At 59.1% G+C, this 13,891-nt stretch carries 11 protein-coding genes; all 11 read left to right on the top strand.

Features of this window, described 5'->3' with window-relative positions; genetic code table 11:
- The first annotated feature begins 205 nt into the window (after positions 1-205).
- Entirely contained in the window at positions 206-1,447 is a 1,242-nt protein-coding gene (gene arcA / locus ACTQW0_RS00680; RefSeq protein WP_427719159.1) for an arginine deiminase, read from the top strand.
- Positions 1,448-1,551: 104 nt separating this feature from the next.
- A complete protein-coding gene (argF, locus tag ACTQW0_RS00675) occupies positions 1,552-2,547 on the top strand; it encodes an ornithine carbamoyltransferase (protein ID WP_154515223.1) in 996 nt (331 codons plus the stop codon).
- A 138-nt stretch (positions 2,548-2,685) separates the two neighbouring features.
- Positions 2,686-4,173 carry a YfcC family protein gene (locus ACTQW0_RS00670; protein ID WP_427795812.1) on the top strand — a complete coding sequence of 496 codons (1,488 nt, stop codon included), beginning with the start codon at positions 2,686-2,688 and terminating at the stop codon, positions 4,171-4,173.
- A gap of 500 nt (positions 4,174-4,673) precedes the next feature.
- Positions 4,674-6,155: a DUF1846 domain-containing protein gene (locus ACTQW0_RS00665; protein WP_154515227.1), complete on the top strand. Its 1,482-nt coding sequence runs from the start codon at positions 4,674-4,676 to the stop codon at positions 6,153-6,155.
- Positions 6,156-6,348: 193 nt separating this feature from the next.
- Entirely contained in the window at positions 6,349-6,732 is a 384-nt protein-coding gene (locus ACTQW0_RS00660) for a hypothetical protein (RefSeq protein ID WP_154515229.1), read from the top strand.
- Positions 6,733-6,912: 180 nt separating this feature from the next.
- Positions 6,913-8,574, top strand: a complete 1,662-nt coding sequence (locus tag ACTQW0_RS00655) for a CTP synthase (RefSeq protein WP_154515231.1) — start codon at positions 6,913-6,915, stop codon at positions 8,572-8,574.
- Between the two features lie 2 nt (positions 8,575-8,576).
- Entirely contained in the window at positions 8,577-9,518 is a 942-nt protein-coding gene (gene xerD / locus ACTQW0_RS00650) for a site-specific tyrosine recombinase XerD (RefSeq protein ID WP_441016669.1), read from the top strand.
- Between the two features lie 463 nt (positions 9,519-9,981).
- Positions 9,982-10,416, top strand: coding sequence for a division/cell wall cluster transcriptional repressor MraZ (locus ACTQW0_RS00645; protein ID WP_035137949.1), 435 nt, complete (start codon positions 9,982-9,984; stop codon positions 10,414-10,416).
- 20 nt (positions 10,417-10,436) lie between these two features.
- Positions 10,437-11,402 (top strand): 16S rRNA (cytosine(1402)-N(4))-methyltransferase RsmH, encoded by a 966-nt coding sequence (rsmH, locus tag ACTQW0_RS00640; RefSeq protein ID WP_441038964.1) that lies wholly within the window; start codon positions 10,437-10,439, stop codon positions 11,400-11,402.
- 90 nt (positions 11,403-11,492) lie between these two features.
- The gene (locus ACTQW0_RS00635; RefSeq protein ID WP_427719178.1) at positions 11,493-11,963 is read left to right on the top strand and encodes a hypothetical protein; all 471 of its coding nucleotides are present in this window, start codon (positions 11,493-11,495) and stop codon (positions 11,961-11,963) included.
- A 239-nt stretch (positions 11,964-12,202) separates the two neighbouring features.
- Positions 12,203-13,846, top strand: coding sequence for a peptidoglycan D,D-transpeptidase FtsI family protein (locus ACTQW0_RS00630; RefSeq protein WP_441545600.1), 1,644 nt, complete (start codon positions 12,203-12,205; stop codon positions 13,844-13,846).
- Positions 13,847-13,891 lie beyond the last annotated feature (45 nt).

Here is a 13,891-nt window from a genome sequence, read left to right as displayed (position 1 = left end):
GCACGTAAATAAACTTTATTAAGATGAAGTGTGCCATGCGTGAAGTATATGTGTATGCCGTTCACCCCCTATAAAAAACCGTTCGGGGGCAAGGTGGAAGTATGGGTTGATTTTGGATATAAATATGTCGTCAGCAATAACGCCTCACACGGAGGGGCGCTAACGAATCGGCCCTGACAAGGGCCCGAAAGAAAGGTAGGAGGCCATGACGAAAGGTCTGCACGTGCCTTCCGAGATCGGCAAGCTCAGGAAGGTCTGCCTGCACCGTCCCGGCGACGAGCTCCTCAACCTGCCGCCCGACGAGCTCGAGCGGCTCCTGTTCGACGACGTCCCGTTCCTGGAGGTCGCGCAGCAGGAGCACGACACCTTCGCCCAGATCCTGAGGGACCAGGGCGTCGAGGTGCTCTACCTCGAGAACCTCGTCGCCGAGGTGTTCGACCAGGTCCCCGGCGCCCGCGCCGAGTTCACCGACCAGTACATCGCCGAGGCCGGCATCCGCGGGAAGCACATGCCGCAGATCGTCCGCGAGAAGCTGGACTCCATCGAGGACAACCTCGAGTTCGTCAAGAAGACCATGGCCGGCATGACCAAGGCCGAGATCGAGATGCCCCTCACGGCCTCCACGACCCTCGACTCCCTGGTCAACTCCGAGTCCGAGTCCGACCTGATCATCGACCCGATGCCCAACCTCTACTTCACCCGCGACCCGTTCGCGGTCGTCGGCGAGGGCGTCAACCTCAACCGCATGTACTCGGTCACCCGCAACCGCGAGACCCTGTACGGCAAGTACGTCTTCAAGTACCACCCCGACTACAAGGACGTCTCCCTGTACTTCCGCCGCGACTGCCAGTTCCACACCGAGGGCGGCGACGTGCTGAACATCAACGAGAAGACCCTCGCCGTCGGCATCTCCCAGCGCACCCAGGCCGCCGCTATCGACGTCATGGCCCAGAACATCTTCTGGAACTCCGACTCCAAGGTCGAGCGCATCCTGGCCTTCGACATCCCGGTCTCGCGCGCCTTCATGCACCTCGACACGGTCTTCACCCAGATCGACGTCGATAAGTTCACGATCCACCCCGCCATCATGGGCACCCTGCGCGTCTACGAGCTGACCGCCGGCAAGAACCCGGGCGACGTGAACATCCGCCTGATCGAGGACACCCTCGAGCACGTCCTGGAGGACGCCACCGGCGTCGACCAGGTCAAGCTGATCCCCTGCGGCGGCGGCGACCCGATCGCGGCCTCCCGCGAGCAGTGGAACGACGGCTCCAACACCCTGTGCGTCGAGCCCGGCAAGATCTGCGTCTACGCCCGCAACACCGTCACCAACGACGTGCTGTACAAGGAGGGCCTGGACCTTCTCGTCGTGCCCTCCGCCGAGCTCTCCCGCGGCCGTGGCGGCCCGCGCTGCATGAGCATGCCCTTCTGGCGCGAGGACCTCTAAGTCTTTCCGTTTCCGGTGCGGTCCCCCTACAACCGCACCGGTTTCGCCCGTCAAACGGGCAACACTAATACTTGCGTAATTCATTTTTCGAAAGGAAACGAACCATGGGTGTTAACCTCTCCGGCCGTAGCTTCCTCAAGCTCCTCGACCTCACCACTGAGGAGATCGAGTACCTGCTCAAGCTCTCCAAGAACTTCAAGGACATGAAGCGCGCTGGCGTTCCGCATCGCTATCTCGAGGGCAAGAACATCGTTCTGCTCTTCCAGAAGACCTCCACTCGTACCCGCTGCGCCTTCGAGGTCGGCGGCATGGATCTGGGCATGGGCGTCACCTACCTCGATCCGGGTTCGTCGCAGATGGGCAAGAAGGAGTCCATCGAGGACACCGCCCGCGTTCTCGGCCGCATGTATGACGGCATCGAGTTCCGTGGCTTTGCCCAGGACGACGTCGAGGAGCTCGCCGCTAAGTCCGGCGTGCCCGTGTGGAACGGCCTGACCACTGAGTGGCATCCCACCCAGATGCTCGCCGACATCCTGACCGTCCAGGAGAACTTCAACTACGACATCAAGGGCAAGACCCTCGTCTTCATGGGCGACTGCAAGAACAACGTTGCTCGCTCCCTCATGGTTGTCTGCTCCAAGCTCGGCATGAATTTCGTGGCCTGTGGCCCCGAGGAGTGCATGCCCGCTGACGACGTCATCGAGGCCTGCAAGCCCATCGCCGAGGCTAACGACTGCACCATCAAGCTGACCACCGACGTCAAGGACGGCGTCACCGGTGCCGACGTTATCTACACCGACGTGTGGGTCTCCATGGGCGAGCCTGACGAGGTCTGGGCCGAGCGCATCGCTCAGCTCACCCCGTATCGTGTCACCTCCGAGGTCATGGCTATGGCCAACCCGGGTGCCATCTTCCTGCACTGCCTGCCCAGCTTCCACGACACCAACACCACGATTGGCGCCGAGAAGTGCGAGCAGTTCGGCATTACCGAGCAGGAGGTCACCGACGAGGTCTTCGAGAGCCCCGCTTCCAAGGTTTTCGACGAGGCCGAGAACCGCATGCACACCATCAAGGCTGTCATGTACGCAACGCTCAAGTAAGAGCCTTTAAGCATTTCGCTCGGGGTGTATTGCTGCACACCCCGAGCGGTTTGTCTGGTAAATATCTTGCGTCGGGCGGTGGGCACGGCACGGAAGATCCGCTTCGCGCGAGAAAGTTAAATGATTTATGAAGGGGGGATGAGAACCATGACTGAGACCGCAAAGAAAAAGCGCGGTATGCCTTCATCGTTCACCATTCTTCTAGCTCTGCTGGCAATTGTTGCAGTGATTACCGTTATCGTCTCCGGCACGTCCGGCGGCGCTGTTACTGCAGCCCGTCTGAGCGATTTCTGCACCGCCCCGATCCTGGGCTTCGCTGACGCTCTGCCCGTCTGCCTCTTCGTTATGATCCTGGGCGGCTTCCTCGGTATGATGACCGAGACTGGCGCTCTGGACAACGGCATCGCCGTTCTGGTGCAGAAGCTTAAGGGCAACGAGATCATGCTCGTTCCTGTCCTTATGCTCATCTTCTCCCTCGGTGGTACCACCTATGGTATGTGCGAGGAGACCGTTCCCTTCTACGCCCTGCTCGCCGCTACCATGATGGCTGCCGGCTTCGACCCCATGGTCGGCGCCGCTACCGTCCTGCTCGGCGCTGGCTGCGGCTGCCTGGGCTCCACGGTTAACCCGTTCGCCGTCGGCGCTGCCGTCGACGCTCTGACCGGCGTTGGCATTGAGGTCAACCAGTCCATCATCATCGGCCTCGGTGCCGTCCTGTGGATTGTTACCACGGCCATTTCCATCTTCTTCGTCATGGGCTATGCCAAGAAGGTCAAGGCTGACAAGGGTTCCACCATCCTGTCGATGCAGGAGCTCAAGGACGCCGAAGAGGCTCACGGCAAGGCTGCTTCCGAGGTTAGCAAGGAGGTCAAGCTCACCGGTCGTCAGAAGGGTGTTCTGATCGCCTTCGCCTTCACCTTCGTCGTCATGATCGTCGGCTTCATTCCGCTGGCCGACCTCAACGAGGGCGTTGCCAACTTCTTTGACGCTGGCGCTGTCTACGATGCCGACGGTAACACCGTCGTCCAGGGCTGGTCTGCCCTGATCACCGGCCTGCCCATTGGCCAGTGGTACTTCGACGAGGCTTCCACCTGGTTCTTCCTCATGGCTATCCTGATCGGTATCATCGGTGGCCTGTCCGAGAAGCAGATCGTTAACACCTTCATCACCGGTGCCGCCGACATGATGTCCGTTGTTCTCGTCATCGCCCTCGCCCGTGGCATCTCCGTCCTCATGGCCAACACCGGTCTCGACGTCTACGTCCTCGACGCTGCCGCCAGTGCCCTGGCTGGTCTGTCCGGCGTGATCTTCGCTCCCATGAGCTTCCTGGTCTACTTCGGCCTGTCCTTCCTGATCCCCTCGACCTCTGGTATGGCTACCGTCTCCATGCCCATCATGGGACCGCTGGCTGTTAAGCTCGGCTTCTCGCCCGAGGTCATGGTCATGATCTTCTCCGCCGCCATCGGTGTCGTGAACCTGTTCACCCCGACCTCCGGTGCCATCATGGGCGGTCTCGCCCTGGCCAAGATCGAGTGGACGACCTGGCTCAAGTTTGCCCTTAAGCTCATCGTCGTTCTCTCCGTCGTCTGCGCCATCATCCTGACCGTCGCCTGCGTGTTGATCTAAGTACCCAACGGGTGCCCCACGGAAACCTTGACGATCCTGTAGAGGATCACTTGGTCATCGTCTGTCCGGTGGGGTCAACCCACCGGTAGACTCCTACCTTTAGCCCCCTCCCGTTCCGTGCGCGGGAGGGGGCGCTCTTATGTTGCGCGGTTCTACGAACCGCGCAACCAGTTGACGCTGCGCGCCGCCCAGAACGACAATTTGTCATTCAAAAGGCAAGGCATGACCAAAAGGTCTACGCCTTGCCTTTTTCATGCCAACTTGTACGTTCTGGACGGCGCTCGCTGACTTATGCTCAACCTGCGATGTTGCCATTGTTGGTGCAGGGGAAGTGCGTTTGGGGCAGCTAATTTGGGACGGGGCTTTTTTGACTACCCCCACATAAAGGGTAGTCAAAAAAGCCCCGTCCCAAATTAGCTGCCCCGGCCTCGTCGGTGGGGGAGGGTCTGCTCCGCTATAATCGCCTAGGACATTAAATGGAAACGGGACGGGAGCCATACATGCGCCAGGGTTTCGACAACGCGAAGTATATCGAGCTGCAGGCTGCTCACATTAAGGAGCGCATCTCGCAGTTTGGCGGCAAGCTGTATTTGGAGTTTGGCGGCAAGCTGTTCGATGACTATCATGCGAGCCGCGTGCTGCCGGGTTTTGAACCGGACAGCAAGTTCCGCATGCTCAAGAGCATTGCCGACGACGTCGAGGTCATCATCGCAATCAATGCGAACCATATCGAGAAGAACAAGGCCCGTGGCGACTTGGGCATTACCTATGACGAGGACGTCCTGCGTCTGGTCGATCTGTTCCGCGGGAACGGATTTGCCGTTGCCGCCGTGGTCATCACGCAGTATGCCGGTCAGCCCGCTGCCGACGTCTTCCGCAATCGTCTAAACGCGCTCGGCATTCCCGCCAAGCTGCACTATCCCATCGAGGGCTATCCGCACGATGTCGACCTGATCGTTTCTGATGAAGGCTACGGCAAGAACGAGTTTGTCGAGACCACGCGTCCGCTCGTTGTCGTGACGGCGCCCGGCCCTGGCTCGGGTAAGCTCGCCACCTGCCTGTCGCAGCTGTATCACGAGCACAAGCATGGCACCGCTGCCGGCTATGCCAAGTTTGAGACCTTCCCGGTCTGGAATCTCCCCCTCACGCATCCGGTGAACATTGCCTATGAGGCTGCCACGGCAGACCTCGATGACGCCAACATCATCGACTCGTTCCACCTTGAGGCATATAACAAGACCACGGTCAACTACAACCGAGACGTTGAGGCGTTCCCGGTTGTTCGCGCCCTGATGGAAAAGATCTTGGGCGAGAGCCCCTATCAGAGCCCCACGGACATGGGCGTCAATATGGTCGGTTTTGCCATTACTGATGACGATGCATGCCGAGATGCCTCCAAGATGGAGATCGTGCGCCGCTATTTTGCCGCGGTTGAAAGTGTGCGCCGTACTGGCGTGGGCGATGAGCAGGTCGACCGTCTCAAACTCATTATGAAAAAAGCCGGCATCGACAAGAACTATTCGCCGGCACGCTCGGCTGCTCTCACCAGGGAGCAACTGACGGGCGGTCCCGTGGGCGCCATGGTGATGCCGGACGGTTCGGTAGTGACCGGAAAGACCTCAACGCGTCTGGGCGCCGCGAGCTCGCTCATCATGAACGCGCTTAAGCATGTTTCGGGCGTCGATCTTGAGCTCGAGGTCATCAGCGATGAGGCGATTGAGCCTATCAGCAAGCTCAAGACGCATTTCCTTGGCAGCAAAAACCCGCGTCTCCACACCGACGAGACGCTCATGGCGCTCTCTATCACCTCGGCCACGAGCGAGACGGCTACTCGTGTTCTTTCGGGTCTTGAGCAGCTGCGCGGCTGCGACGCCTTCTTTAGCGTGATTATCTCGCCTACGGACGAGACGGTGCTGCGCAAGCTGGGCATTAACGTGTGCTGTGAGCCCAAGTTTGAGCGCCGCGGTTTCTTCCATCGCTAAGATTGAGATGAGACGCCGCATCGGAGTGCGCACCCGATGCGGCGCTTAGGGGTTTTTAGGGCTTAATTTGCCGAAATTTAGGCCGTTTACCTGCCCAAAAGCGATTTGCGCGGTATACAATTACCTCAGTGGATACATCCTTTGCGGGGCTACCCATGATGGATGTTGCCGGCCATCGAGGGATGCGCCGGTCATGCGCGGTGCTTTTGATGCTCGTGCTCGGTTTGAGGAGGCTGCCATGGCGGGCAAGGGTCGTGCGAGTGTCAACGATATGAAGCGTGTCGAGGTGCTGGTGCTGATGGAGATCGCTCGGCAATCTAAGGGAAACGGTGTGCCGTACGGTTTCTCGCGCAAGACACTCTCCGAGTGCGTAGGGGTTTCGCCGTATCGTGCCCGCGCTGCAATCGACCGTTTGGATTCTGATGGCCTTATCGAGGTCGTTTCTCGTTATAACGATGATGGCGGCCAGCTTGCAAACGGCATATGCCTGACCGGGCGAGGCGAGTGGTACCTTAAGGGTGTTCGTGCCGGCATGCTTGTTCAAGATATGTTGAAGGATGAGACTGCCGATCGGTAACAACACGGTAGTTTCGACGAGCCTGCACCGCCCAAAGCTACTTGGGCGGTGTTTTGTTTCGAGATGGAGAAATGCGGGCATGCGGGTGAAAAATAGCGAGCGGCTTGCTTTTCGAGTATTACAATGAAGACCCGTAAGATGTGAATGGAAAACTTCTACGGGAAGCGCAGGTAATTCAATATGACCAAGCATGTATTTGTAACCGGCGGCGTAGTTTCGTCCTTGGGTAAGGGCATCACCGCGGCCTCGTTGGGCCGTCTGCTCAAGTCACGCGGCTACAAGGTGACGATGCAGAAGGCCGACCCGTATCTGAACGTCGACCCCGGCACCATGAGCCCGTTTCAGCATGGTGAGGTCTTCGTGACCGAGGATGGCTACGAGTCCGACCTGGACCTGGGCCATTATGAGCGCTTTATTGACGAGAATCTTACCCGTGATTCCAACTTTACGACCGGCGCTATCTACAAGAGCCTGATTGCCCGCGAGCGTCGCGGTGACTTTTTAGGCGGCACCGTTCAGGTGATTCCACACGTCACCAACGCCATTAAGGATAAGTTCCGCCGTATCGAGGAGCAGACCGGTTCCGACGTGGTCATCACCGAGCTGGGCGGCACGATTGGCGATATCGAGTCGCAGCCGTTCGTGGAGGCCATCCGCCAGTACCGTAAAGAGGCCGGCCCCGAGAACGTCTGCTACATCCACGTGTCGCTCGTTCCCTATATCGCCGCCGCGCATGAGGTCAAGACCAAGCCCACGCAGCATTCGGTCAAGGAGCTTCGCAGCTTTGGCATTCAGCCCGACATCATTGTGCTGCGTTCTGATCACCATATCGACGACGCCATCCGTGGCAAGATCGCAAGCTTCTGCGACGTCGATACCGACTGCGTCTTTACCAACGAAGATTGCGCGAGTATTTACGACGTGCCGCAGCTGCTCGCCGAGCAGGACTTTGACCTGCGCATTTGCGAGCGCCTGGGCTTGGACCCGCGCGAGCGCGACATGAGCGAGTGGAACGAGTTCCTGCGCAAACAGAATCATGCCAACCACCATGCCGACAAGGTCAAGATCGCCGTTGTGGGCAAGTACACCCAGCTCCCCGATGCCTACCTGTCGGTTATCGAGGCCCTGCATCATGCAGGCGTTTTCTATGATCGTCATGTGGACGTGCAGCTGGTCGACGGCGAGAGCCTCGACGAGCAGAACGTCTCCGAGGTGCTGGGCGACGCATCGGGCATTTTGGTGCCCGGCGGCTTTGGCAAGCGTGCCCTGGAGGGCAAGATTCTTGCTGCCGAGTTTGCTCGCGAGCATAAGATCCCGTATCTGGGCATTTGTCTGGGCATGCAGGTCGCCGTGTGCGAGTTTGCCCGCAACGTGGTCGGCCTTGCCGGCGCTAGCTCCTCCGAGTTCGATCCGGACGGTCCGTTTAGCGTAATTGACCTGATGAGCTCGCAGGAGGACGTGACCGAGAAGGGCGGCACCATGCGCCTGGGCGCCTATCCGTGCAAGCTCGCTGCCGATACCCTTGCGCGCGAGGCCTATGGCGAGGAGCTTGTCTATGAGCGCCACCGTCATCGCTTTGAGTTCAACAATGCCTTCCGCGACCAGCTCGAGGACGCGGGTTTGGTTATCTCGGGTCTTTCGCCTGACGAGCGTCTGGTCGAGATGGTCGAGCTGCCGCGTGACGTGCATCCGTGGTATGTGGCCACCCAGGCCCACCCCGAGTTTAAGAGCCGTCCGACCAAGCCGCAGCCTCTGTTCCGCGAGTTCGTGCGCGCCTCGATTGGCCAGCACGAGGGTGTCGATCGCCTGCAGGTGACGCCCATGAACCTCGCGACGGACTAAGGGTGCCAGCGAACGAAAGACATACCGAAGATACTCCCTCGTTGCTCGATACGGTGACGGGGGAGTATCTTGATTACCTTGCGGTCGAGCGAGGCTTGGCGCGCAATACGATCGCGGCATATCGTCGTGACTTGACGACTTACTGTTCCTACCTGGAGCGGGCCGGTGTTGAGTCCTTTGAGGGCGTGAACCGTCAGATAATAGAGGGTTTTGTCGGTGATCGGCGCGACGGGGGCTACTCCGATGCCTCGGTGGAGCGTGCAGTTGCGGCCGTGAAAGGTTTGCATGCCTTTTTGGTTCGCGATGGGATCGTCGCCCAAAACCCGACGGCTGCACTGCGCCTGCCCAAAAAGGCGGAGCGCCTTCCGGAGTGTCTCTCGGTAGGGGATGTCTCGGCGCTCCTCGACCAAGATTTCCCGGAAGGGGAGATGGGTTTGCGGGACCATGCCATTTTGGAAGTGCTCTATGGATGTGGCCTGCGCGTGAGCGAGTTGGTGGGGCTCGATGTGGGCGACGTCCATTTTGACGACGGCTTTGTGCTGGTGCGCGGCAAGGGCTCGAAGGAGCGGCTTGCCCCACTCGTGGGAAGTGCCGCACGGGCTATGGCTCAATATATTGCTGATGGGCGTCGACGCCTGGCCGCTCATGCCCGCGGGTCAAAGACGCCGGCAGTCTTTTTAAATAAGAACGGTGGTCGCCTGTCGCGTCAGAGTGTTCACGTCATATGCGAGCGATACGGGCGTCAGGTGGGACTGGTGGGGCTTCATCCTCATACCTTGCGTCACTCCTTTGCGACCCATATGCTTGCGGGCGGTGCCGACCTGCGCGTGCTACAGGAGATTTTGGGACATGCCGACATTTCGACCACACAGGTCTACACGCATGTCGACCGCACGCAGCTGACCGAGGTCTACCTGGCGGCTCATCCGTTGGCGCATCGCTAGCGACTCTTTGACCTGCATATTTACAACTAATGGGGGACGGACCCCAGGTTGTCGTGACGCGGTTTTGTGCGCGTATCGGCAATCTGGGGTCCGCCCCATCTTTTGTCTTGCGCCGATGCGCCGGTGGGTCACGCGTGACGTTGGTGGGGAAGTTTGGGGGGCGATGTGAACGGCGCGTAAAGGGACACAAAATTCGCCTCAAGGTCAACTTGAAGGTTGAGGTCGAAAGCCGGGCTGCTACAGATGGCATCCCGGCTTTGCTGTAAACACAACATATTGTGTTTTCGAACATATGAACGAGGGTGTTTTACAGCATATAGAGGGTGGAGTGGTGGGGTGTTGTGGGGGAAGGTGTGGGGAAAGATGTTGAAAAATGGGGCTGTTCCCCATATTATTAATGACGTCGACAGGCGGGGTGGTTCCCCGCGTACGTGCCATCTGAGTAACCGAGGGGAGGGCGCACATGGGAATGACGGGTGCATACGAGCGCAATCTCGATGCAAAAGGTCGTCTGTCCCTGCCTGCACCCCTTCGCGAGGAGCTTGGAGAGCATGTTCGCGTGTTCAAAGCCCTGGATGTCGATGCTCTGTACGTGTTCTCTGCCGAGGCCTTCGATAAGTGGGTCGAAGGACTCTTCGCGGGTCGTGAGGGCCACGAGGGTTTTAACCCGCGTGACATCAACGACCAGAAACTCATGAGGGCGATCAACAAGCGCACCACCTCGATGGATGTGGACAGCGCCGGTCGTATCGGTCTTTCTGAGTCTCTCCGCAAGCAGGCGAACCTCGACCGCGAGGTCACGGTTGTGGGCAACTACGACCACCTCGAGGTTTGGGACCGTGCTACGGCCGATGAGGACGATGACGATGAGGCTCTGCTGGACCTCTTCTTCTCGTAAGGGCAAGGCATGAGTAACGGATGGAGCGTGGGATCTTGACACAAGAATATCGGCATGAACCTGTCATGCTCGGCGAAGTGCTTGAGTCGCTGCAGCTAAAGAGCGGATCTGTCGTCTGCGATTGCACCCTTGGCGGTGCCGGTCATTCGGTAAAGATGGCCGCGCAGGTGGGGGAGACGGGTCTTTTGCTTGGCGTCGATCAGGACGACATGGCCCTCGAGGCCGCTGGTGCCCGTCTGGACCGCGAGGTCCCCGGCGTCCCGCATCAGCTGCTGAAGGGTAACTTTGGCGACTTGGACGAGCTGCTTTGCTCGGCCGAGGTGCCCGGGGTCGATGGCTTCCTGTTCGACTTGGGCGTCTCGTCACCGCAACTCGATATCCCTGGCAGGGGCTTTTCGTATAACGAAGATGCCCCATTGGACATGCGGATGGATCCGGGTAACAACACCCTAAACGCAGCTGAGGTCATCAACACCTATAACGAACACGACCTCGCCCGGATTCTACGCGTCTATGGCGAAGAGAAGTTCGCCTCGCAGATCGCACGCGAGATCGTGCGTCGCCGCGAGTCCGAACCGATTGAAACCACCGGTCAGTTTGTCGAGATCATCAAGGCTGGCATTCCGGCTGCCGCTCGTCGGCATGGCGGACACCCGGCCAAGAAAAGTTTCCAGGCCATTCGCATCGAGGTCAATCATGAACTCGATGTGCTCGAGAGAGGACTTGACGCCGCCACCAGGTGGCTCAACCCGGGCGGACGCATCTGCGTCATCTCGTATCACTCGCTCGAGGACCGTATCGTAAAGAACCACTTTAAGGAGATGAGCCAGGGGTGCACGTGTCCGCCGGAGATTCCGGTGTGCGTGTGCGGCAACGTGCCGATACTCAAGGTCATCACCCACAAACCCTTGGTTGCCCAACCCGATGAGGTTGCGCGCAACCCTCGGGCGAGATCAGCCAAAATCCGCGTGGCGGAGCGCTTGTAGCGTTACGCGCGCGATATTGGACCTCCCGCTCGCACCATAGACGAAGCTTAAACACACTACCAACGTACTCGGGATGGGAGGCGGCATATCATGGGCTACAACACCTCAAACGCAGCACTCGCCTATGATATGAACGCCATGCCCGCCTACCGCGAGGCACCGCAGGCGCCCGCTGCTCCTCGTGAGCAGCGCACGCCGCGCTTTGATGTCTACACGGGCGCGGGCCGTCAGGCAAACCAGGCGGTAAGCCCGGTTTTCATGAGCGTTCTTAAAACGTTTTGCATCATTGCGGCTATCTTCATGACGATTGGCGTCGCCCGCGTGGCGCTTGCAAGCGTTACGGCCCAGGTGCTCAACAGCAACGCCGAGCTTACCAACACGCTCGAGAAGGCGACCGATGAGAGCTCCGACCTTGAGGTCATGCACTCTGTTTATGGTGCCGATACACGCATTCGCGATCTTGCGGGCGCTTATGGCATGGTGGAGCCCAGTGAGAGCGTTACACTTGATTTTTCGCAGGATGCAGCCGCGGGCGCTAGCTCGGCTGCGGCTGTCCAGTAATAAGACGGTAGCTGAGTATGACAAATGATTATCGTCGCGGTCCAGACGGGAGTCGCGGGCAGGGACGTCCCTCTTCGCGGGGACGTTCTGGTTATCAAGGATCGGGTCGGTCATCTTACAACTTGGGGTCGAATCGTGGCAACGACCCAACGTCGCGCCTTCGCGGCTCGGATGACCCTCAAGTACGCAATAGCAGATCGAATAGACGATCTTCGACCGAATGGCTTACGGGGACGCCATTGCCTCGCCGTAATGTCGTCATGGGTTGTATCGGTTTGGGTCTGGCTGCGGGCGCCATCCGCCTTGCCGACTACCAGATCGTAAATGCCGATGAGTTGCGCGGGCGCGCCGATGCTCGACGCCTGCTTGCGGAGACGCTTTACGCCAAACGCGGCACGATCTACGACCGAAACGGCAACGTGCTGACGTCGTCGGTCGAGTGCAGCAATGTCGCCGTGAATCCACAGCTGATCGAGGATGTCGATAAAACGGTATCGGCCTTGGTTAAGGCGACTGGAATCGATAAGAAGACTTGCCGCAAGCTGGTTCAGTCCGATGGCACTTGGGTGTATATCAAGCGCCAGGTGGACGAGGACGATGCCGCGGCATTGAAGAAGAAAAATCTGCCCGGCGTGCTCTTTGAGCAGGCGATGAAGCGGGTGTATCCATACGGCAATCTGGCTTCGCAGGTTCTAGGCGTGGTGAACGTTGACAACGTGGGCCTAACGGGCCTTGAAAAGCAATATGACAAATTGCTGACCGGAACAAACGGCACGCTGGTACGAGAGCGCGCGAGGGACGATAGCTATATTGCGGGTGGCGCCTATAAAAAGGTTGCCGCCATCGATGGCGTTGACATCGTGACGACGCTGGATGTCAATATCCAGCGTGCAGCAGAGGACGCTCTGGCGGAGGCGGTTGAGAAGACCAAAGCCAAGAACGGTTCGGCTTTGGTGACAGACCCTACTACCGGCGAGATTCTGGCCGCCTGTTCATATCCGACCTACGACCCGACCAATTTGGAGAACGCCAAGACCGAGGATATGAACTTGCGCTTGGTCACCGATGCGTATGAACCCGGTTCGGTCTTTAAGACGCTCGTTGCAGGTGCGGGTTTCGACTTGGGCGTCGTGCGCTCGAGTACGTCGTTTGAGGTGCCGGCGAGCATTAAGGTTGGCGACGATACCGTCACCGATGCCGATAAGCGTGACTACGCCATGACCATGGATGTGCGCGAGATGATGCGCCGCTCATCCAATGTTGGCTTTGTATTGGTCGGGCATAAGATCGGCGCGGACGATTTTGCCGCGTACGTGGACAAATGGGGCGTTGGACACAGTTCGGGCATCGATTTTCCCGGCGAGAGCCTTGGCATTGTCAAGGAGCGTGACCAGTATGACGGCGCCACGTTGGGCTCGATGAGTTTTGGCCAAGCGCTGTCTGTCTCGCCGATCGAGATTGCGCGCGCCGTGGGCGGCATTGCCAACGACGGCGTGATGATGACGCCGCACTTTTATAAATCCAGCAAAGGCGAGGAGAAGGACTGGGGTGAGGGAGAGCAGGCGATTTCTGAGGATGCCGCCGCCCAGGTGACATCGTGCATGCAGACGGTCGTTTCCGAGGGCACGGGTGTCGGGGGCGCCGTCGATGGTTACGACGTGGCGGGTAAGACCGGTACGGCCGAGCGCGCCGATGAAAAAGGCGGCTACCTCAAAGCGAGCTATATGTCGTCCTTTATGGGGTTTGCCCCGGCGCAAGCACCCAAGGTTTTGTGCTATATCACGCTCGACGGAACGCCGAGCGGTTCGGATGCCGCCGCCGTGCCGTTCCAGGTCATTATGGCTAACGCGCTCGATGTGTTGGGTATCCCACGCACCAAGTAGGGGGTTACAATCCTGAAAAGGGCTGTCGATTAATCTGGAGGGTGT

Source organism: Collinsella sp. LCP19S3_B7, assembly GCF_052121795.1.
Classification (GTDB): Bacteria; Actinomycetota; Coriobacteriia; order Coriobacteriales; family Coriobacteriaceae; genus Collinsella.
The sequence above is the reverse complement of the archived record's forward strand: the minus strand, read 5'-3'. Positions and strand labels throughout refer to the sequence as shown.